The organism is Gottfriedia sp. S16(2024) (genome assembly GCF_050473765.1).
Classification (GTDB): domain Bacteria; phylum Bacillota; class Bacilli; order Bacillales; family Bacillaceae_G; genus Gottfriedia.
Genome location: NZ_JBFLUO010000001.1, coordinates 40205 through 62034, shown reverse-complemented (window position 1 = coordinate 62034; position 21830 = coordinate 40205). Strand labels below are relative to the sequence as shown.

Here is a 21830-nt window from a genome sequence, read left to right as displayed (position 1 = left end):
CCCTTCGCTATAAATAACGACCTAAACTAAGGAGGCCAAACGGATGCCGTTACCGAAGGACAATATGCTTTTTGGTTTTGCGGATAAATTAACGAATGAACAACGCGAGTATGTCGACAGTATTTTCGATAACCAGCTCACGATCGTCAACGCGAAGAGCGGTAGCGGAAAAACAACGCTAGCAGTAGCTTGCGCAAGAATTATCGGAAAGCCGTTAGTATACATCTTTTCGCCAGTCGAAGAGAAGGCGATGGGCTTCCGTCCAGGTACGCAGCAAGAAAAAGAAAAGGAATACTTGACGCCGTTAAAAGACGCGCTAATGGAAATCGGAGAGGTTCCCGACAAGGTAATCTACGACCCCGACAATCTCGACGCAATGAAAGCCGGTCATGTTTGGGTATATCCGATGAGTCATACGTTCGCACGCGGTATCAATCTGAAAGATAAAACGGTCATCTTAGCGGAATCTCAGAATTACAGTCGTGGCGACATGAAGAAAATTCTGACGCGTTTGCACGATAGCTGTACGGTAGTCATCGAAGGTCATACCGGACAATGCGACTTACCTGATCCGAAGAAAAGCGGATTTGCTCCGTATATCGAACACTTCCACGACGAACCTTACGCAAAACTCGTAGAGCTTACGGTGAACTTCCGAGGCAGACTATCGCAACACGCGGACAAATTAGAATGGTGAACAATTGAGTTGGTGTAAATAGCGCAATAAGAAAAAGGAGGATATAAGATGAATAATGATAGACCTTTGTTTTCTCATCATAATAATTATTGGGGTTTAGGACGTAAAGAACCTTTGGACGTAGAAGCTTTCTTAACCGATTTAAAAGAAATATTCACGAAGCACAAAGTCAAGACGATTACAAAGGGAACGATTGGTTTCCAAGGGGATAAGTTCGGGATTATTGATTCAACAATTGATATAAGTGAAGAAGAATGATGTCGCACTCTACAGTAAAAGGGGGATTATATGAAAAGTAAATCACTTAAAGTAATTGTAATTCTCACATTTTTATTAATCTTCATAAGTGGATTATTAACTGGGTTCGGTTTAGGAGTTTGGGCTTTAAGTTAATGCGTAATACGGAGAAAGAGTTCAATAAAACGAAGGAGTGATCGGAATGAAACGCAATCCGAAACAAAAGCGCTCATCAACGCTCAAACGTAAGCTGAAATACTTACTACTCCTCTTACTACTATCGTTCAACTTTAGCTTCACGTTCGGCTACGTCAACAAACTTACGCGCCAAATCAACGAACTAAACGCGCAAGTCCAGGCGCAGCAAGCGCTAATCAATCATACGGAAACGCAAGTCAGCGCAATTCAAAACGCGCTAACTGTTCACGAAATGAAAATCAATCTACTTTCGAAAGCGGAACCAGGCAAGGTCGTTCAGACAATCGTACACAAAGTCGCAGAGCACGCGCCAAGCCTTCCGCAGCTAGCGCACCACTTACCGCACATCGACCCGTCAGCTTTCCACGTAATCGATCCGAGCACTGTGGCGGCAACCGCAGGCGTAGTAGTTACGGTGGTAGCGGGGTTTTTAGGTAAGGTAGGCGGAATTATTCATTAAACGGCCGAGGCGTCAATAGGCAAGGCGAGACTCGGAAAATTTAACGGAGGTGTTTTCGGAATGACCGATAAAGAGAAGTTAGAAATGCTTAAGGAGAATCGCGATAAACATGCGGTCTTAAAAGGTGATGTCGGCGATTGGATTATTAAACAATGCGAGAATTCTATCGGAAGAGGTGGCGAAATGATTTACGTTACAGAGGAACAGGCGAAGGAAATAACTTACTCATTTACTGCCGGATTTAAAGATAGATTATTGCAGATGGAATACCTCCGAAATAGAACGAATTTAGACCTCGTAACTATCGCTCGAATTGTCGAAGGTGCGAGGTATGAAGTTAAGCGCGAGAACAAAGTTGGAGATATCGTCTTAAGAAACGGTATGCTATACGAAGTTTTAGAAGTTAACGTTCATTTGGTTGACGATAGATGTACGCTAGTCTGCAAGGTAGAGAATCGCGAGGACCTAGCGCATGAGTAACGTTAAGCGCCTCATCAACGACGGCAACGCGGAACTTATCGAAAAGCTTTCGCAGTTATACGAAGCTGGCGAAATGGATGGCGTGATCATTGGTGTCAAACTTAAGAATGGCGAGTATATAACGGGACATAGCGATACACTTTCGTATTTAGAGAATTTGGGGTTAGCGCATGAGATTGCGAACGATTTGCGATATAGAGCGGAAATGGAGGAATCGGAATGAGAGTAAACGTAAAGGTTAAACGATTAAGCGAGGACGCAGTTATCCCTTCATACGCTAACGAAAATGACGCAGGTTTCGATTTAGTAGCGAGCGAAGACGTAATTATTCAACCGGGCGAAACGAAGATTATTCCGACAGGCTTGGCGATGGAAATTACACCACACTACGAAATCCAGGTGCGCCCTCGTAGCGGAATAACAGTTAAGACGAAACTTCGCGTTCAATTAGGGACTATAGATTGCGGCTTTAGGGGCGGTATTGGAATCATCGTCGATAACATAGCAGCGCCAGTCGTTGCGGTACAGGATGGCGACTTAGTTCCGTTCATGGATTATCCGAAGACATTAGACGGAGAATACGGCGACGACGGCTGGTATCCGCGAGGAACTTACGTTATCCGCAAAGGTGATCGTCTCGGTCAAGGCGTAATCAATCAGCATGAAACGGCGCTATTTAAGGAAGTGGCTGAGCTTAGTAATTCCGCAAGAGGCGAAGGTGGCTTCGGCAGCTCAGGCGTTAAAACGAAAGGGGACGAATAAATGGCGGAAACTAAAATGAACGTAACTTTAATCGCACATACGCAATTAAGCGAAGGATTTAAAGAAGGTATTTTATCGGATATATATCGATGGCCAGAAGCACCTGACGCAACCGACGGTCAAGCGGTAGCACTAACGGCAATCCGCACTTGCTACTCCGCAAATAAACCGTCAGAAATCATCGCAATAGAAGGCGCTAAATATTTCGGCAAGAAAGCGTCAGACGGCGGTAAAGGCACGGAAGCCGACCGATTAATCCGTCATATCTCAAATAGCGGTCATTTGTCGACGCTGGAACACATAACGTTCACATTTGCGGTTGAGGGCGTAAGCCGAGCGTTATTGGCGCAACTAACTCGTCACCGCGTAGGATTCAGCTTCAGCGTTCAATCGCAACGTTATGTTAAATTCGGCTCAGATGATCGAAGTGGCGGATTTGACCATGTTCGTCCGGAAAATATTAGCGACGATAAATGGCTAAGGTTAAGCGGAGATAAAATTGATAAGATTAGCGCCATTGGACTATTTTACGAAGCAATGAAAAACGCGCAAGAGTCCTACGATAAGCTACGTGAAGCAGGCGTACCGGCCGAAGATGCTCGCGCAGTCCTGCCGCAAGCTACAGCGTGTAATCTCGTTATGACGGCAAATCTTCGCAGTTTGCTAGACTTCTACGGTAAGAGAAACGAAGAGACTCACGCACAGGGCGAAATTCAATCGTTAAGTGAGAACCTGCGTAAAGCAGTAGCGGAAGTTGAGCCGTGGACAGACGCATTATTCGAGGCAACTAAGAGGAAGTAACAACGAGGAGGCGATGAATATCGGACTAACGACGATATTACTAACTACGAATTTGATGCTCGCAGGAGGCGTAAATGATGCTGCGCTAGTAAACGAATTACATCCGCCTGCAGTAACGAAACCGAGGACGTTCATAGTCGCAAATAATCCGAATGACGACCCGAAGCCAAAACCGCAGGCGCCTAAGCCGAAACCCAGGCCGGCCATAGCCTACGAAATTTACGAAGTTACCGCATATACTCCGTTCTGCAATACGGGGTGTATCGGAATAACTAAGACGGGAATTGACGTTAGAAAGTCGGTACTCTTTAAAGGCAAGCGGATAATAGCGGTTGATCCGCGAGTGATTCCTTTAGGTTCGAAGGTAGAAATACGGTTGAATAGCGGAAAGGTTATCGTAGCAGTTGCCGAGGATACTGGCGGAGATATTAAAGGACGCCGAATTGATTTCCTAGTATCGACGGAAGATGAGGCGGTGGATTTCGGGAGGCAGACGGCGAAGGTTCGGATAATACGTAATAGGTGAAAAGAGTTTAGTAAAGAGAGGGGAATGAAAATGGAATTTTTAAAAGAGTTAGAAGTAACTGAGGACACTAAAGCAATAGGAATGGTACTTCCTTTTGATGAAGATACAACTTTTAGAATGTTTAAAGGTATTAAAATTAATGACAATCTTTGGTTGAGTATCCAAGCTAGTTATGGTCATTATTGTACACCTAGAAAAACATTAAAAAACATTGAAGATTACACAAATATGGAATTTGCTTTAATGAATGGAGAACGAGAATTTGTAAGTCTAACTGATATATTGCCTACATTCTCTAAGTTAGATGAAATAAACGAATGTTTTGAAGGTAGTGTATATTGCTACGTCCCTGTAGATTTAATCGATGAGTTATTTAAAGAACTAAAAGCTTAGTACGTACTACGAATAAAAAACGAAATTAAAGGAGCGATAACCTATGACGAAATCAAATGCGCAACAAAAAGCGCAAGCAGGCGACCTAATCCTCGTCACGAACACGCAATTCTCATTCGGAAAGTACTCGGCAGGCGACATTCTCGAAGTCCTGTCCGCAAACGATGCCGGAGTCCAAACGGTAAAAGGCGCAGTATTCAACGAAGAGTTTGACGTAGTTGATTCGAGCAAGTTGATCGATGTCGTGGCGAAGCTAATCCGCAAGAACTCAGCGCTAGAGACGCAAGTCCGCATGACGCAGAACAACACGGAAACTTTAGCGCAAGAAATCGCAAGCCTTACGAGTAAGCTTAACGAACTTCGCGAAATTACTGAAAGTAATCTGTCGGATATCCGGTTTTTAGATGAGCGAGATAAAGCGTATAACTTTTCGGTAAACTTGCGAATTGATCGCGAGGCAGATGTTATAACAATAGCGGACACAATAGCCAAATTAACGAAAGGTGGCGATATTATATGACGCAAGAACAACGAATTGAAGCGATATGCGACGAACTAAAGGCGCTACTTATCCGTAAGAATCGCGATTATGACGATAGTTTTTCGAAGCAATACGCAAAGTATGGTGTTTTAAGCGGACTAATCCGACTTGACGACAAAATGAGCCGTCTAGATAATCTTGTAAATGGCGGAAAGGATACGGTAGGCGAAAGCGTAGAGGATACGCTACTCGATGCGGCAGGTTACGCAGTTTTAACGCTAGTGGAGAAACGTAAAGAAAGCGGAGTAAAATAGGCAATTACTCCGCAGTTACAATCGGCCATCAACCGCAGTATGTCCGTCTAATTCGAACACATACGTACCAGCCGGATACATCTTATCGTTATGCAGGCGTCCAACATAGTTATAGCGCAACGGCAATTGCGCAACTTTAACGTCCATCTTGTCGAGCAATGGTCGGGCGCTTGCGTAACTCCTTTTATCGAATTTAAACGGTTTCACATTTACAGGCGACACTAAGTCGGGCTTTGCGATCACTAGGCGCTTATTTAACGCATCGTAACCTACGAAAAGCTCGAACGCCTCCTTTTTCGGAAGGCCCATTACGGCGCAGGCTTTCGTACTAAGATACAGGCGTTTCATCGCATCAAGCGTTATATAAGCGTCATGTGACGCAGAATCATTCGAAATCCATTGAAAATTATCAGTCATGGGCGGAACACTCCTTTGCTGGTCTATACCGCCATTATACGCAATTAGCGAAAAAGTGACAATAGGACGAAGGTTGGCGTAGAACGAAAAGTTTTCGACGAATTAACAAGAAATTAACGGAAGGTGGTCGAAACATGGAAGAACGTCGATACTTACCGACTATAGCGGAATTTGATAGATATATAATTCCGTATCGCGTCCGGCTGCTAAAAGGTATGCATCGAAAGCTGACGGAGAAATACGATTGGTTTGTTAGATACGACACTAGTTACGGGATAAGGCCGTTTTATATTAACGGTTCATTTAAAGAAGTAGTAGAAGTAGCGACTATAGAAGCTCCGTTTGCCGAGATATTAAACTGCAATTGGTCTCCGGAAACATGGAACGCAATTCCGTATCTATGTAACGTATTTAAAAATAAAGAGACAGTCGAAGTTGAGGTTACGGAGCAATATCGAAGCTGGTACGCTAATTCAGCAAATAACGGCTATAACGGGAATGTTATCGGATACAAAAAGAAAGACGTGTGGCTTACGAAATACTTCGATGATCGAGATTTATTTTACTTCGGTGGTCGTTACGATAACTACTGGTCTTTAAATAAATCGGGAATATACGCAAATTGGCACGGAGTATCGAACGAATTTTACGTCGGCAAGTTTATGTATAAAGAACTACAAAAGAATGCGCCAAGTGACGTCATCTTACCTTTATTACGAGCGATGTCGGCGAAGAAATGGCGTGGATTTTACGATACTGAGATCGATTTTATTCTCGAAGTGACCGGAGAAATGCGATCACAAATATAACGAAAAAGGAGCGGTTTAATGGGAGTTTCGATGCACGATAAACAAAAAGGCGATCGCAAGTATTCCTCGCAATTCTCCGCAAGATACGCGCTAGACAACGCAAACGGAGTCCGCCTCTTGCTCGCCAATTATAACGCGCTCAAGTCTCGCCAATACCTCGGAGACTACGACGCTACTATTATACTAATCGACCTGGAGACGGCAATCTCTAAGGCTAGCTTGACGGATAGGCAGCGCCAAGCGTTACGGTTAGTATTCGAAGAGGATTTAACGCAGGCAGAAGCGGGCAAGCGGATGGATATCGTTCAGAAGAACGTTAGTGAAGCGGTAGAAAGAGCGGTCAATTCTATTGCGGACGTATATTTTTACTGGGCAAATCACGGAGAAGGTTACGACATTGTAAAAACGAAAGGGGACGGAATTGATGACGAACAAATTAGCGCAACTTGAAAAGGAAGTAGCATATGACTTTAAAAAAGGCGGTCCTCTTGTTTGGGAGCCTGCGAAAGAGAGACCGAAACAGGCCGATCTTGTGTATGTAAACGGAAAAGAATTTAATTATAAAATGAATATACACGGAGAAATACCGTTAGAACAAATTCTCGTAGTAACAGCTGAGGAAAGGAAAGTTAGAGTAAACGAAATCTTAGCGGAAGACGAGCGAGTTGATATCAATAGATTATCGGATATTTTACTGTACGATAAATTATATAATTCGAGCTTATATAAAATGGAGGACGAAGAATACCCGATTATGAGTGATCGTCAGTTTGATCGTCGAGAAAGTAAGGAAGTTAATTCCATAAATGATATGGACGGTAACGCATCCGATGGAAGATTCCACGGCAAACCAACGCGAAGGGAGCGTACAGAATACGAAAATAGGTTTATTGATAAGAGAGCAAAAATTCGAAATATCGAGCGCAAGAAAGCTTATCAAAAATTTACTGAAATTCAACCCGTTATAACATGGACAATTGACCCATTAGAAAAATGATTCTTTCGACCTACACTATTTTTCGAGGTTTCACGGCTTATATATTGAGGAGTATTTTTAGCTCGCTTCGGCGGGCTTTTTATAATAAAGGAGGAATCTAATTGAAAAAAGAATTTAAAGGTAGAACGAATGAGCATCGTTATTTTGACGGTGTATTTTCTTACGTAGATGAGAACGGAGAAAAGCGTATTTCAGCACCGTCTCACACGCATCGAGTAGTCAGTAATGCGCAGACTGAGGCGTTCAAGGCGGAACAGGAGCGGGATAAGTGGCGAAAAGGAAAGCAAGCGTCATTTACTGCGGCTAATATGCTTAATTTACACGAAGTTTACGGAGCGCTAACGACGGCTCAATGCGGTTACTTAATGCGTCTTCAGTGTAACGTTAGTTTTGACGGAGGGACGCTCGTTAATAGTGATAAGACTCCGATGAGCACCTCCGATATGATGTTCGTTCTCCAACTCGCAAAAAAGACTAGCTCATTCTACGACTTCCTTGACGCTTGTATATCTCACGGTATTATCGAAGAAAACGACGGTGTGTATTCCGTTAATCCTCGTTATCATTTCCGCGGAGCTTTCAACGATCAGTACATCGTCAAAACTTATACGGCGAAAATTAAGCGTGTTTATCGCGAAGTTAAAGCAGCGGACATCGGACTTATTTATCGTATGTTACCGTTCATCCATTACGAAACAAACGCGTTATGCGCTAATCCATTCGAACAAAATCCGTCACTAATTCGTTGGTTTACACGAAAAGCACTGGCGGAAGCAACTGGCGTAAGTCCTGGCGAGATAAGTCGACGTATTCCAAAGATGACGTTTGACGGAGAGTATGTGATCGCGCAAGTTACCGTTGGTAACAGACGAATGTATATGTTTAATCCGTGGGTATTTTACCGTAAGAATAGCGAACCTGATGCGACACTACAGGCGGTATTCAACGTTAAACCGAAATAAAAGTGTGCGCTTATTCGGAATAAATCGCTAAAAGTGTGCGCTTATTCGGACACGTAAAAAGTAGGTTGGCGCTTACGGGCGCAAGGGATACAGCGTTTTTGAGTGCGTAATTTATTCTTAGTCTTTGTTACCAAATCCTGCGCCTTCATTCTCTATCGTTCATTCGGCGCCATCTTTATTTAATTATTTTATTATCGATACTATAACAGATAGCCGTCCGAAAGGGCGGCCTTTTATTTGCTAAAAAATAAAGTAAAACCGTATAAAAAACGGGTTAGTACGGTCTATAGTATGAAGAGTATAAAATAGTATAACAGCGTATAAGTCCGTATTTATTAACGGACGAATAATCGATAACTTAACGAAAGGAGAACGAAGTAATGGCGTTAAAACGATTAAACGCGGAACATCATATCGCTATTAAATACTTATCGCAACCTAAAAAAGGCGGACTCACTATCGAAGAGATAGCGGAAAAAGCTGGCGTAAGTAGGGCGACTATTTTTAATTGGCGTAAAGAACCGTTATTTGAACGTGAGTTAAAGCGTGAGATGATCCGTCAGTCACAAGATAGATTACCGGAACTTATCGAAAGTTTAGCGGAGATAGCGATTAGAGACGGAAATGCAGCGATGGCTAAGTTAGCGTTACAGATTAACGGAATGTTAACGGATAAAGTCGAAGTAGAAACGAAAGTAACTACGAATGAAGTCGATATCGATGCGTTAGATGACGAGATAGCAGCGTTTGATAAGCGGTTTAATGACGAAGAGTCTAATGGTTAATTTGCGGGATATATAATAGAAGGAAGTAGAAATACGTGACTATATTCCGTTAGACTTTTGTAGACATTTTATTAGCACGCAACTCCTGGCGGACACATCCTCCGAAATTTTCCGGTAAATCCTACCGTAATCTTGACGCTGATCGTATACATTTATACGGCGTAACATCGTTCTATTAACGGATATAAACGTTGATATAACGCCAATGTATAAAAGGATGTATAAACGGGAAAAAGTAGCGGTTGACAAACGTAGTGATACCAACGTTTGCGCTTCGTATCAACTACCGATTATAACTATTATGTAAACTAGAAACGTATAACGTATAACACGCGATGCATAAGCGGGTAGTCAACGGTAGAGGTCGTCCGATGTCGATAGGCGTCGAAAGACAGACCCCCAAGGCACCCCGTTCAAAACGCGATTCTTGGTCATCAGAAAATCCACGAATTAAAATTTATCTTTGACTTTACACGGTGTCAAATCGGACATCTAACTGAACGCGTGCGACTCCCGAACACGTTAAATAAAGCGGGATCAACCTATCGATTGCCTAACGGTAGGTGTGCGTAAATAGAACGAAGCTGCTGAATTTATCGGCGGCTTTTTTGTGTTTACGTAAAATTAGCGATTCAGGTTCCGACTAGCTATCGGAGATAAGGCGACCTATCGCGCCGTGAATCGCTTTTTATATTTACGATAGGGACGATAGGAGAGGAATAATGGCTAATATAAAACGGACTAAAGAAGATTGTATTCGAGAATTAAAGGAATTAGCTGCGCAAGGACATCCGTTAACAAGTACGACGGTAGATATGAGTTTAAGACGTTCATGTCAGTCATACTTCGGAAAATGGTCGGTAGCTTTAAAGGAATTGGGTTTGAAGTCAACGCGAAAGCCTTACGAACATACCGAAACAAGACGATTGAAGTTATTGGAAAGAACGGTATGGACAGATGAAATTATTATCGAAAAGTTAACCGAAGCGTTAGAAAACAGGTATACATCGATGGAAATTCGTAATAAATACGTAGGATTAGGCGACTCGCTAGACCGTAGATTCGGCGGAATTCATAACGCTTGTAAGCATTTTGGATTACCGAGTATAGAACGCGACGGCGCAGACATCTATAAACATAGCGGATGGAAATTTGAGGATATTCTCGGAGAGCTATTTAATGAATTAGACATAAAGTATGAAAAATATAAACACGATAAGTATCGACCTGACTTCGTTGTAGGTAAGCGGTGGTTTGACGCTAAGTTATCGGAATGGACAATTAATACTTGCAACACTATCGAAAATTACGAGCCACTTTGTTCGTCGTTAACGATTGTATATCTTCGCGGAAGAGAGCATGATCGTATGCTAACGAATAAAACACGTATGGTTCACGTAAATAAATACGTAAAACAACTACCGCGCGATAAACGCGGTTATTTTTATGCGAAATTTAACGACATATTAACGAAATTAAATGAAGCGGAGGCGGTCTAAATGAGCGATTTATTAAATGAAATTACTCAAGGGGATTGTCTCGAAGTTATGGAAAGAATTCCAAATGAAAGTATTGATATGGTACTTTGTGACTTACCTTATGGTACAACTCAAAATAAATGGGATAGCATAATTTGTTTAGAACAATTATGGAAACATTACGACAGGATCACGAAGGAAAATGGCGCTATTATTTTAACAGCACAAACTCCTTTCGATAAGATTCTTGGCGCTAGTAATATTAAAAATCTAAAGTATGAGTGGATATGGCAAAAAACGGAAGCTACGGGATTTCTTAATGCTAAGAAAATGCCATTGAAGAATCACGAGAATATTTTAGTTTTTTACAAGAAAACCCCAACATATAACCCGCAATATACAGAAGGCAAACCTTATTCATATAAAAAAGAAGGAATAACAAGTACAAACTATGGGGAATCAACAGGAACAGAGTTAATAGTAAATGATGGAAAACGTCATCCATTAACTATTCAAACCTTCAAAAAAGATAAAGGGTTACATCCAACGCAAAAGCCCGTTGCCTTATTCGAATATCTAATCCGCACATACACTAACGAAGGCGAAGTTGTCCTCGATAACTGTATCGGATCAGGTACGACTGCAATCGCGGCAATAAATACCGGACGTCAATTTATCGGAATAGAACGCGAGCCTGAATACGTAGCAATCGCAAACGAACGCATACAGCAAGCGCTAATCGAAAAAGGCGCTTAACGAAACTTACGAAAGGAGGCGGTATATATCGCTATCATTAACGGCACCTGGCACGACTACAAATCGCGTCAATCAATTATCGATAAATTGCGGTCATATATCGTCCCTCGCGTACGCAAAAAGGCGTCTTTAAGCGCGGAAGAGAAGCGCGAATTAACCGCCTATATAAAGGAGTACGACAGAATATCTGCGGTACATCGAGGCGAAACCGACTTGCTTTTCTTCGCGTATTACTATTTCGGAGAAGATGCTAACCCGGATAACTCCGGTAACTGGATTCCGCAGTTTGGCGCAACTGACCTCGACAACATTACGAATAACGCACCGGACTTCCACCACGAAATCTGCGACATAATGAACGTAGTATCGAACGAAGAATTAAACAAGCGCGTAGTTGTTGCGGCGCCTCGTTCGCACGCTAAATCGTCGTTCTTATCGAAAGCATTTCCGATTCACGAAATCGTTTATCGTAAGCGCAAATACATCATGCTTATTTCGGAAACTCCGTCGGTTGCATCGGCCAATCTCGACTGGCTTAAGATTCAATTAACGGGTAACGAAAAGCTAGCGAAGGATTTCGGTCGATTATTAAGCGTTAAGCAGCAGATGAATCCGAAAGATAATCAATCGGAGTTTATCGCGTGGGAAGATCAAGGCGAAGGACGTCAAAAACTTCTTTCGTTAGTCCAAGCGGCTTCCTCCGGTCAAGCGCTTCGTGGCCGTAACTGGAACGGTACGCGTCCGGATTTAATAATCTGCGATGACGTAGATTCCGAAAAGAATAATAATACGGAAGAGCTCCGCGAGGACTTAAAATCGTGGTTCCGTCAAGTTGTCGTTCCACTCGGCGATCCCGAAGGTAAGAAAACGGCGATTGTGTTCATGGGCACAACCGTGAGTGCTTCGAGTTTACTTATCGACGTTATGAAACATCGTTCAGATTTCGAATCTAAGCGATATCAAGCGATAATCAATTGGCCCGAACGAATGGATTTATGGGAAGAGTGTCGTAAGCTTTATCAAAATAGAGAAGACCCACGTTCTGCTAAAACGGCAGAGCTTTTTTATATTGCAAATAAAGAGGAAATGGATAGAGGCTCAGAAGTATTGTGGCCTAATGTTCAGCCTTTATATAAGTTAATGACATGGAAATATGATAACGGATCAAAAGCCTTTAACACTGAGTACATGAATAACCCTATCGATGAAGAAAGCATGATTTTTAACCCTAATAAATTTATTTATTGGGATGATAAGGAATTGAATAAGTCGTTTAAGCATGAAGATTACACGATTTCAATGGGCGTCGATATGGCTATGGGTAAAGAAAAAGGAGATTACTCCGCAATAACTATAGTTGCTAAGCACAAAGAATCCGGAGTTACTTACGTTATAGATTCTTACGGTGAAAAAATAACACCTGAAAAGTTTTTACAAGTAATCGTTGATAAAGTTAAGGAATATCAACCTGACGTAATTGGTGCGGAGGCAGTAGCTGCCCAAGAGTTTTTCGTAGATAGACTTAAACAGTCGTTAAGTGTAATTGGATATCCTGCACATAACCGAGTTAAAAAGGTTTATCAACGATCAAGAAAAGAATTACGTATAGAATCAATGGCACCGGATATTGAAGTCGGGAAAATCCAATTCTGTCGACGACACTTCTTGTTATTAGAGCAATTTGAACGTTACGGAAGTGGCTTCCACGACGATTTACCAGACAGTATGGAAATTTCTATAAGCGTATCAAAAAATATAAGAAGAAAAATAGAAAATAAACCTTCGTGGATGTAAACGGAAAGGAGGGCGTTATAAATGGAACTATTTCAAGTAGGCGGTCAATATCCGCCAGCTAATCACGTAGAACGAATATCGAAGTATATAAAAGGACGCAAAGTTTATGATAATCGCCAATGGGAAGTATACGAACGCGCGCTTAAGCTGCTAAAAGATACTCCGCATGGCCAACAACTTCAATCGTTATATATAGGCGTAGCATTAGCGGACATTCTCGTAACGAAACCCGCCGATTTGCTTGTCGGAGAGCCTCCGGTATATGAAAGCGGACTAGGTGATGATTCAACGGAACAAAAAGCGCTAAATCGTATCGTCGAAGAGAACGACTTGAACCAACTTATTCACGAAATGGCCATCGGAACAGGTTTCCGCGGTGACGGATGGATTAAGGTACGCTTTGACTACAAACAGGACTTCAGCGCATTAGTAAGCGCAGGATTACCGATACCTGACGACGCAGAAATGATTCCGATTATCGAAGCGGTAAATGCTACGTATGTGTTTCCGGAATTATCGCAAGGCCAATCGAAGGAATTTAAGGCGGTTAACGTCGCTTGGGTCGAATGGGTTGAGACGAAGAAGACGGAGATTCCGTATCTTAACGTAGAGCGCCATTTGCCAGGTTACATCGAATATTATCGCTTTGAATGCGAACAGAACGAAGGAAGCGTCGATAACAGATTCGGCATTCCGATTCAAATACTACGCATTAAGGAACGAGTTGCAACCGGAAGAGAGTTCGATTTAGTTGCGACAGGCAGGCCGTATATCTTAGTACGACATATTCCGTATAAATCAACGGATGAAACGTGGGAAGGTAAGAGCGGATTAGAGATGATTGACGGACTTCTTTCGGCTATTCACGACAGAATAACGCAAGTCGATTATATCCTTTGGAAACACGCTGATCCTACGGCTTACGGTCCGGATTTAGAAGGAAAAGAAGCGCGATTTGGCGGAAAGTATATTTCGATTAATAAAGACGACCCAACGCCGGGATATATGACGTGGAATGCGCAACTAGACGCAGCATTTAAGGAGCTAGATTATTTAGTCGGATTAGTTTTCCAAATATCGGAGACTCCGCAATGGTTATTCGGAACAACACTCGCAGATAACGGCGGAGGAACAGGGACGTCGCATACCGATAGCGGAGCGATTAAAGCCCGTTTCATGCCGATATTATCGAAGGTTAAGCGAATTAGAACGCATTTTGACCGAGCGTTAAGAGACGCGCTTTGGTTAGCGATGGAAATAGAGAATCGTCAAATGGACGGCGTTCAAGGTTTCGAAAAGTATACGCCAGTCTATCCGAAGATTCATTGGAAAGACGGAATACCTCGCGACGAAAAAGAGTTCGCGGAAATTATGCAAATTAGAACGGGCGGTAAGCCGACGATTGACGTTCGTAGCGCTATTAAAGAACTCGAAGAAATTGACGACGATAAAGCTAACGCAATTATTGATCGTATTCAATCGGACGAAGAAGCGCTAAACGGTACCGTAGATTCTTCGATATTTAACGGAGCTAATGGCGGTGGTAACTAATGGCGCCGAACTACGAACCGCAAATCGCAGCGCTAGTAAAACAGTATAAGAAAGCGGTCGAGCAAATCCTCGCGGAACTTGACCGTTTAGACATTCCGACTTTATCGCGCGCTAATTCGTTAGCAGCCTTAAAGTCAGTCGCGGAAATATTATCGTCACTCAACGATGACTCGGCGAAATGGGTCGAGGAAAATATTCCGTTAGCGGTCCGAAATGGTATCGCTGAAACAATCGTTGCGCTAGGCGTTGCAGAAACGGTAGACGAAGCGCTAAAGTTAGCGAAGTTTAACCGAGTAAACGCGGAATTAGTTAAAGCGGTTGTAGCCGACACGCAAGCGGACTTATTAGCGGTAACTCAAAACGTAGATAAGCGCGTTAAGGCTACCGTTAGGCAAGTTACAGCGGAAGTCATGCGCGATAACCTTTCGAAAGGTATTAACGGGCGCAAGACGATGAACCGACAGACGCTAGAAGGATTGCGTAAGAAGCTCGGCGATTCAGTCAATACGGGAATCATTGACGCGAGTGGGCGACGTTGGAAACCGCAAGTCTACGTAGACATGGTAACAAGAACGAAAATGATGAAGGCGACTAATGACGCAACGATTAACGAAGCTATCGGAAGAGACGCATATTACGGAAAGATTAGTTCGCACTCGGCTAAAGATTTGTGCCGTAATTGGGAAGGTAAAATCGTAAAACTTACGGAAGATGCGCCAGGAGATTATCCTTACTACGGAAATCTACCGAATCGCGAAATCTTCCATCCAAACTGTAAGCACGTAATTAGTCCGGTAAGAGTTCCGGAAAGAAGTTAATAAAAGATGTCGGGACCGGATTGGAGGCTTAAATGATAAAGACATTTGATATCTTACTAGAATTGGAAAATAAATCGAAAAATTTACCGTTCTCAGTCAGTCAAAACGACTTGAACGCGATTCAACTTAACATGACGATACTTAAAGACGGTATTCCGTTAAATATCGCAGGAACTACTTCCGCACGAATCGCTATTAAAAAACCTGGCGGACTGTCAGTTATTCAGGATTGCGAAATTGTCGATTCGTATAAAGGTAAGATTAGCGTTATCCTTAGTACGCAAGCATACGCTGAAATAGGAAAACACGACGCGGAGATTTATTTATACGAAGGAAATGTTGTTTCCGTTACTAGTACGTTTAGTTATACGTCTAAAAAAGCGATTTTAGATAACGGAACGGTAACGTCGACAAACGATTGGCAATCGATCAACGACGCTTTAATTCAGATAGACGGCAACATTAACCGTATTGAAAATGCGGATGTATATACGAAAAGTGAAGCCGACGTAAAATTAACGGGTAAAGTAAATGTCGTTGCAGGCAAGAGTTTATCAACGAACGACTACGATAATACCGAAAAATCCGAAGTAGCTAAAGTTAAAAATAAAGCGGACACTTCATACGTAGATAACGGGTTATTGACTAAAGTTGATAAAGTAGCGGGTAAAGGGTTATCTACGAACGATTATGACAATGCGGAAAAATCCGAAGTAGCGAAGGTCAAAGATAAAGCGGATAAAGCTTACGTTGATACGCAATTGGCGGATAAGGCGAAACAAACGGACTTAAATACGACTAATGCGAATGTCGCAAATAATACATCACAGATAGCGAGTCTTACGGTAAACGCAAAATATCCGCCTAACTCATTAACAGCAGCCGTTGGTAATGGTGTAGTTGATGATACTGCAGCTTTGCAAGCTTTAATTAATTATTGTACAACGAATAAAAGAAATTTATATTTACCTGCTGGTACGTATAAAACAACTTCAGCATTAAGTGTTCCTGCTGTCCAAGGTTTCCAGTTAAGGGGAGATAGTAATCGTGGAACAACTTTAGATCCACAACATAATGATTATGCTATCTCATTAGTAAGTGGAAGCCAATCTTATGTATTTAAAGACTTTTCGATTAATCCACAAAACGCAACGTATAAATATGCTTACAATGGGATTAACATCAAAGATGCATTACTATGCACAGTGGATAACGTATGTATGTTTTATCCTAGAATTGGATTAACATTTGAAGGTGCAACTTATGTATGTACGACTAAAATGCTTTACATTTACCAATTTGCTGAAAAAGGTATCTATTTAAAATCAAATGGTGGTTCTGTTCCAAATGGAAATAGAATATCAATCCAATTTGTAAGAGGTATTTCACAAAGTACACCAAACTCTTATGGAGTTTATATTGAAGATGGTAAAGTTAATACATTTACAGACGGTCAAATTAGTGATTGCGACACAGCAATATATCAAGTGAATGGTTCTAGAAATTATTATGAAAAATTTTGGTTAGAACATTTAAATACTAGCATTAACATATTAGCGGGAACTGCAATTGTGGATTGTCATGGTGCTTTCTTGAATCAGGTTGCTAGTGGAGCAAGATTATTTAATAACTCAGGAGAATCTACTCCATTTCAAGATTTAACGGTGGATAAACCAAAAGAGGATAAGAACTTAAAGGCACTATGGATGTTTAATGAGGGTTCGGGTTCAAGAGTTTTAGATAAATCGGGTAATAAGAAACACGCTACACTAAATGGCACACCAACCTGGACTACTGATGGAACATGGGGTACTGCTGCTTATTTTAAGTATTCAGATGGAAGAACTATTACAATTCCGACTAATACAGTTGACTGGACACAACCTTATACCTATATGATAAACCACAGTTTAATAGCCGGTGCAACTCCACCAGCTACTGGCTTGTATATGTTTGATGGTGTGGGGAATTACTTTATGGCTGGGGCAACAAAGACAGTATTAATAGGACAATCGTTTATTGGTGGTGTTTTAGAAGTTCCTGCATTTGTCGGAGTAGGAAGATACGGTCAACCATTAACAGGTAAAAATATTTATTCATTCGTATATGTAGACCCAATAAATAAAACAATTGAAGTAATTGATCCGTTTTCTCACGTTAACCCAGTTCTACAGATGACGAATAATTTTACGATTGCAAATCCTACTTCAGTTCATATATCTGGTAGAGCTCACGTGAGTAATACAAACGAGGGTAATATGTCGATGGCAGCATTTTGGCAAAGGAAATTAAGTCGGGATGAAGTGTTTGATATTGTTAACACAAACGGAAGACCACTAAGCTCATTTGATAAAAATGTCCAACTTGGTACTACATTAGTCTCTCCTAATGGCTCAAATTATAAAATAACTGTCAATGATTCAGGTGTATTAACTGCTACATTAATTTAGTGGCGCACTTGGAGAATATAACGCACAAAGCACCGTAAACTCTGCGGTGTTTTTTCTTTTGCCTTACGAAATTGGCGTTAAACTTTCGGCTAAATTATAGTCTACTCGGACTTTAAACGTGGAGGTATTATGAGCGAAACAAATCACGAAGTCAATAACGAAGTTAACGCAACTAACGAAAATCAACCGGAGCAAACTCCGAAAGCATTTTCGCAAGAAGACGTAGACAAAATCGTAGCTGATCGTATTGCGCGCGAACGTAAGAAAGTCGAAAAATTTGCGGACTATGACGAATTGAAAACGAAGCTAGACGCTTATGAAAAAGAAAAGGAAGAAATCGAACGCTCGAAATTAAGCGAAATCGAATTGTTTAAATCGGACCTAGAAAAGACTGCGGGCGAACGCGACGCCTTCTCGAATCAAATCGCGGAATTACAGTCTAAAATCCGAGAGCAAGCGATTACGAGCGAATTTATTAAGGTGGCATCGAGCCTTAACGTTCAATACGTAGACGACGCTAGAAAGCTCGCTGACTTATCGGCCGTTACAGTTGGCGAAGACGGAAAAGTCGAAGGTATTGAGGAAATCGTTAAAGCGCTCGTTGAAAATAAACCGTTCCTGGTAGCGCAAAAACAGCCACAAAAGTTAGGCGAACCAACTGGCGGACATAAAGACACATCCGATAAAACATCGGACCAACTACTAGAAGAAGCGCGAGCAAAGGCGCAACGAACAGGACGTATAGAAGATAAAGTCGCGTTTGCAGAGTTAAAAAACAAGTTAGGTAAATAAATCAAGTGATCTAAGGCGTACCGAAAATCGGGCGTCTTTTTTATTACAAAAAATTAAAGGAGGGCATATTAAATGCCATTATTTTACAATTCGGATATCGTAGGAAAAAAATTATCAGTAGTAGATGAGTTACTTTTATTAAACCCGCACCAAATTCCATTAATCTCAATGTTAGGTTTCGGAGAAGCAATCGCTCAAACGAATCACCAATGGTTCGAAGACGAAATGTTCGGAGACGAAACGAAAGTAAACGGAGCTAAATTATCGACTGATACTTCAGTAGTAGTTGTAGACGTTGAGCCTTTCCGCGTAGGTCACGTAGTTAAAATCGGCGACGAGTTATTATTAGTTACTGCGGTAAACACAGGAACTAAAACGTTAACTGTTACTCGTTCATATGGCGGAACAACTGCGGCAGCTATCGCAGACCAAGCTAAAATCGAAGTTATGTTCGTAGAAGGTCAGGAAGGAAATACTGCTCGTGCTGGTCGCGTTAAACAACGTACGCAAATTCAAAACTACACGCAAATTTTCGACGACACTGTTGAGTTATCTGGTACTGCGACCTCAATCGCTCAATACGGAATCTCTAACTTATACGAGTACGAAAAACAAAAGAAATTACTTGAGCTTTCATTACAATTAGAAAAAGCGTTAATCAACGGTGTTGGCGTTAACAACGGAAACATTCGCCAAATGAAAGGTATCCGTAACTTTATCCAAACTAACGTAACTAACGCATCAAGCACTGCATTAACAGCAGCGATGATCAACGACGCTATCCAAGCGGTATATGACAAAGGCGGTTTCCAAACTGGCGGAGACTACAAAATCATCGTATCACCGAAACAAAAACGCGCAATCTCAGCGTTCGATAACAATAAGCTTTATATCCAACAAGCGGAAAATAGCCGTGGCGTGAACGTTGAAACTTTCGTATCAGACTTCGGTAAATTCGAAATCGCGGTAAATAACAACTTAGCTTCTGACGAGTTAATCTTATTAGACGCTAACCGTGTTACTATCCGTCCATTAGTTGACCGTAGCTTCTTCCACAAATTCTTAGGTGAAGTTGGCGATTCTACTCGCGGTATCTTAGTTGGTGAATATACTTTAGAATTCCAACAAGAAAAAGCACACGCTCGTATCAAAGGCTTAGCTTAATCAATAATCAACGCCCTGCCGTAATTGGCGGGGCTTTTATTTTGGAGGTACGGAAATGAAGTTTAAATCGAAATATCCGGAATACGGATTTTATGTCGATGGGCAATTTCGCCAATTTCACGGAGGCGAATACGTAGCTAACGACGAAAAGGAAATCGAAGTTTTAAAAGCGTTGTCTGACGTTGAAGCAGACGAAGCGGAAGCACCAACGGAGGAAGTTGCCGCGCCTAAGCCGAAAGCTAGCAGATCCTCCAAAAAATAAGGAGGCGGTTTAAATGGCGGTAAGCGTAATTGACGCAGATATCTATATTAGCGAAAATGTGATCGATATTGAAGATTGGGAACAAGCGGACGACTTAAAAAAGACGCGATACTTAAACGTAGCATTATCGACATTACAACGACAATTTGCGGATAAGGTAATCCCTGATAATGCGGTATATGAATTCGCGGCAGTCTTATCGGTCGTCTATAACGATACGTATAAAGGAATGCAGTACGGAGTTAAATCGTTTAGTGTTGCGGGCATAACGTACGGATTCGATGGTAGTCCGAAGAGCTTAACGGATATGATTCCGCCACAAGCGAAGGCATTAATTTCGGAAGCAAACGGTGGCGATACGGGCTCAGCAGGCAGTCGCATTCAATGGACGGTGATGTAGATGGCGGTTATTCCGTTAAATCAAACCGTAATTGTAACGCGAAAAGAAGGCGACGAATGGGAAGGTAGTTCAGCCGAAGTTAGAACGAAGTTAAAATGCCGAGTACAAGAAGGCACGAAATTAGTCCGATCAATGTCCGGTTCAAACGGAGCTCAGAATACAACCGCAAGCGAAGTCGTATCTACTGCGGACATCTATTTCGATAAGCTAGCCGATATTCAATTAACGGATACGCTCGAATATACCAACGAATTAGGAATAACGCGCACATACACGCCATTAACAATCGAAATTAAGCGGAGTATTGGCGGTAAACCTATTTTAACGGTGGTGAGCGTGTAATGGCGAGAGATTTCGAAATTAATATCGCAGGATTAGAACGATTAATGCGGAGGTCGCCCGAAGCAGCAGGACGCGGAGCTAAACGTGGTCTACACGATGCACTCGACGATTGGAAAGCACAAGCGGTAGATATTGCGCCACTTGATAAAGGGACGTTACGCCGTGGAATCAAAGCGGAAGGTGTTAAAGGCAACGGGCTTAATATGAAAGCGGAAATATCTTCGACTGCAATCGAGGAAAGCGGAAGTGGGCGTTTCAACTATGCGTACTATATCCACGAATTAAACGCAGGTGGAGCGAATGTCAGACGCGAAAAGAAATACCTCGACAAATCTGCGGAAGCTAATAAAGATAAGTGGATGCGCTGGGTCGAAGAAGAAATACAAAAAGAATTACGAAGGGAAGGGTGGTGACGGTAGGTGTCCGTAATCAACGAAATAAATTCAATCTACGAATATTTAAAAGAGTCGTTTCCAACGGCAACTATCGAAAGGCAAGACGTTCCGTCCGAGCCGAAGCCTAATACGTTCGTAGTTCGCTTACAATACAACGAAAACAAGTCGGAAACATCGCTAACGAATACAAACGATCGCGAGTTTCAGATTATATATTTCGGAAAATCTTCGGTCGACGTCTTAACGAAGGTTGACGAGTTCGGCACTACGTTAAACAATGACCGAAAAATAATTCCGATAAGTGAGTCT

General features: G+C 42.0%; 29 protein-coding genes. 28 read left to right on the top strand and 1 reads right to left on the bottom strand.

Annotation, left to right across the window (positions count from 1 at the left end):
* Window positions 1–43 precede the first annotated feature (43 nt).
* From AB1282_RS00415 to AB1282_RS00365, 11 genes are all read left to right on the top strand, one after another.
* On the top strand, window positions 44–697 hold the full coding sequence (locus AB1282_RS00415) for a PhoH family protein (RefSeq protein ID WP_429898229.1): 654 nt from the start codon (window positions 44–46) through the stop codon (window positions 695–697).
* A gap of 48 nt (window positions 698–745) precedes the next feature.
* Entirely contained in the window at window positions 746–955 is a 210-nt protein-coding gene (locus AB1282_RS00410; protein ID WP_429898228.1) for a hypothetical protein, read from the top strand.
* A gap of 181 nt (window positions 956–1136) precedes the next feature.
* Entirely contained in the window at window positions 1137–1592 is a 456-nt protein-coding gene (locus AB1282_RS00405; protein ID WP_429898227.1) for a hypothetical protein, read from the top strand.
* A 60-nt stretch (window positions 1593–1652) separates the two neighbouring features.
* Entirely contained in the window at window positions 1653–2072 is a 420-nt protein-coding gene (locus AB1282_RS00400; RefSeq protein ID WP_429898226.1) for a hypothetical protein, read from the top strand.
* Window positions 2065–2295, top strand: coding sequence for a hypothetical protein (locus tag AB1282_RS00395; RefSeq protein WP_429898225.1), 231 nt, complete (start codon window positions 2065–2067; stop codon window positions 2293–2295). Before AB1282_RS00400 ends, AB1282_RS00395 begins: the two co-directional genes overlap by 8 nt.
* Window positions 2292–2834: a dUTP diphosphatase gene (locus AB1282_RS00390; protein WP_429898224.1), complete on the top strand. Its 543-nt coding sequence runs from the start codon at window positions 2292–2294 to the stop codon at window positions 2832–2834. The genes AB1282_RS00395 and AB1282_RS00390 overlap by 4 nt, the downstream gene beginning before the upstream one ends.
* On the top strand, window positions 2835–3635 hold the full coding sequence (thyX, locus tag AB1282_RS00385; protein WP_429898223.1) for an FAD-dependent thymidylate synthase: 801 nt from the start codon (window positions 2835–2837) through the stop codon (window positions 3633–3635).
* Window positions 3636–3648: 13 nt separating this feature from the next.
* Window positions 3649–4161, top strand: coding sequence for a 3D domain-containing protein (locus tag AB1282_RS00380; RefSeq protein ID WP_429898222.1), 513 nt, complete (start codon window positions 3649–3651; stop codon window positions 4159–4161).
* Window positions 4162–4191: 30 nt separating this feature from the next.
* Entirely contained in the window at window positions 4192–4554 is a 363-nt protein-coding gene (locus tag AB1282_RS00375) for a hypothetical protein (RefSeq protein WP_429898221.1), read from the top strand.
* A 43-nt stretch (window positions 4555–4597) separates the two neighbouring features.
* Window positions 4598–5074, top strand: coding sequence for a hypothetical protein (locus AB1282_RS00370; RefSeq protein WP_429898220.1), 477 nt, complete (start codon window positions 4598–4600; stop codon window positions 5072–5074).
* Window positions 5071–5349, top strand: coding sequence for a nucleotide modification associated domain-containing protein (locus AB1282_RS00365; protein WP_429898219.1), 279 nt, complete (start codon window positions 5071–5073; stop codon window positions 5347–5349). Before AB1282_RS00370 ends, AB1282_RS00365 begins: the two co-directional genes overlap by 4 nt.
* A gap of 15 nt (window positions 5350–5364) precedes the next feature.
* On the opposite strand, the gene AB1282_RS00360 is transcribed toward AB1282_RS00365, so the two are convergent.
* Window positions 5365–5766: a hypothetical protein gene (locus AB1282_RS00360; RefSeq protein ID WP_429898218.1), complete on the bottom strand. Its 402-nt coding sequence runs from the start codon at window positions 5764–5766 to the stop codon at window positions 5365–5367.
* A 134-nt stretch (window positions 5767–5900) separates the two neighbouring features.
* Between AB1282_RS00360 and AB1282_RS00355 the strand changes: the two genes are divergently transcribed.
* The 17 genes from AB1282_RS00355 (at window position 5901) to AB1282_RS00275 (ending at window position 21539) form a co-directional block, all read left to right on the top strand.
* A complete protein-coding gene (locus AB1282_RS00355; RefSeq protein ID WP_429898217.1) occupies window positions 5901–6575 on the top strand; it encodes a hypothetical protein in 675 nt (224 codons plus the stop codon).
* A gap of 18 nt (window positions 6576–6593) precedes the next feature.
* Window positions 6594–7025, top strand: coding sequence for a sigma factor-like helix-turn-helix DNA-binding protein (locus AB1282_RS00350; RefSeq protein WP_429898216.1), 432 nt, complete (start codon window positions 6594–6596; stop codon window positions 7023–7025).
* Window positions 7000–7572: a hypothetical protein gene (locus AB1282_RS00345; protein ID WP_429898215.1), complete on the top strand. Its 573-nt coding sequence runs from the start codon at window positions 7000–7002 to the stop codon at window positions 7570–7572. Before AB1282_RS00350 ends, AB1282_RS00345 begins: the two co-directional genes overlap by 26 nt.
* Window positions 7573–7673: 101 nt before the next feature.
* Window positions 7674–8534, top strand: a complete 861-nt coding sequence (locus tag AB1282_RS00340; protein WP_429898214.1) for a hypothetical protein — start codon at window positions 7674–7676, stop codon at window positions 8532–8534.
* Window positions 8535–8914: 380 nt separating this feature from the next.
* Window positions 8915–9319: a phBC6A51 family helix-turn-helix protein gene (locus tag AB1282_RS00335; protein WP_429898213.1), complete on the top strand. Its 405-nt coding sequence runs from the start codon at window positions 8915–8917 to the stop codon at window positions 9317–9319.
* Window positions 9320–10041: 722 nt separating this feature from the next.
* On the top strand, window positions 10042–10818 hold the full coding sequence (locus AB1282_RS00330) for a hypothetical protein (RefSeq protein WP_429898212.1): 777 nt from the start codon (window positions 10042–10044) through the stop codon (window positions 10816–10818).
* Complete coding sequence (locus AB1282_RS00325) at window positions 10819–11553, top strand: DNA-methyltransferase (protein WP_429898211.1); 735 nt, start codon at window positions 10819–10821, stop codon at window positions 11551–11553.
* Between the two features lie 213 nt (window positions 11554–11766).
* Window positions 11767–13347, top strand: a complete 1581-nt coding sequence (gene terL / locus AB1282_RS00320; protein WP_429898210.1) for a phage terminase large subunit — start codon at window positions 11767–11769, stop codon at window positions 13345–13347.
* 21 nt (window positions 13348–13368) lie between these two features.
* Window positions 13369–14898 carry a phage portal protein gene (locus AB1282_RS00315; RefSeq protein WP_429898209.1) on the top strand — a complete coding sequence of 510 codons (1530 nt, stop codon included), beginning with the start codon at window positions 13369–13371 and terminating at the stop codon, window positions 14896–14898.
* Window positions 14898–15716: a phage minor capsid protein gene (locus AB1282_RS00310; RefSeq protein WP_429898208.1), complete on the top strand. Its 819-nt coding sequence runs from the start codon at window positions 14898–14900 to the stop codon at window positions 15714–15716. The genes AB1282_RS00315 and AB1282_RS00310 overlap by 1 nt, the downstream gene beginning before the upstream one ends.
* A gap of 32 nt (window positions 15717–15748) precedes the next feature.
* Complete coding sequence (locus AB1282_RS00305) at window positions 15749–18166, top strand: BppU family phage baseplate upper protein (RefSeq protein ID WP_429898207.1); 2418 nt, start codon at window positions 15749–15751, stop codon at window positions 18164–18166.
* 129 nt (window positions 18167–18295) lie between these two features.
* Window positions 18296–18958 carry a hypothetical protein gene (locus AB1282_RS00300; RefSeq protein ID WP_429898206.1) on the top strand — a complete coding sequence of 221 codons (663 nt, stop codon included), beginning with the start codon at window positions 18296–18298 and terminating at the stop codon, window positions 18956–18958.
* A 72-nt stretch (window positions 18959–19030) separates the two neighbouring features.
* A complete protein-coding gene (locus tag AB1282_RS00295; RefSeq protein ID WP_429898205.1) occupies window positions 19031–20122 on the top strand; it encodes an SU10 major capsid protein in 1092 nt (363 codons plus the stop codon).
* A gap of 55 nt (window positions 20123–20177) precedes the next feature.
* A complete protein-coding gene (locus AB1282_RS00290) occupies window positions 20178–20384 on the top strand; it encodes a hypothetical protein (protein ID WP_429898204.1) in 207 nt (68 codons plus the stop codon).
* 13 nt (window positions 20385–20397) lie between these two features.
* A complete protein-coding gene (locus AB1282_RS00285; protein WP_429898203.1) occupies window positions 20398–20784 on the top strand; it encodes a hypothetical protein in 387 nt (128 codons plus the stop codon).
* A complete protein-coding gene (locus AB1282_RS00280) occupies window positions 20785–21126 on the top strand; it encodes a hypothetical protein (RefSeq protein WP_429898202.1) in 342 nt (113 codons plus the stop codon).
* A gap of 44 nt (window positions 21127–21170) precedes the next feature.
* A complete protein-coding gene (locus AB1282_RS00275) occupies window positions 21171–21539 on the top strand; it encodes an HK97 gp10 family phage protein (protein ID WP_429898201.1) in 369 nt (122 codons plus the stop codon).
* The last annotated feature ends 291 nt before the right edge of the window (window positions 21540–21830 follow it).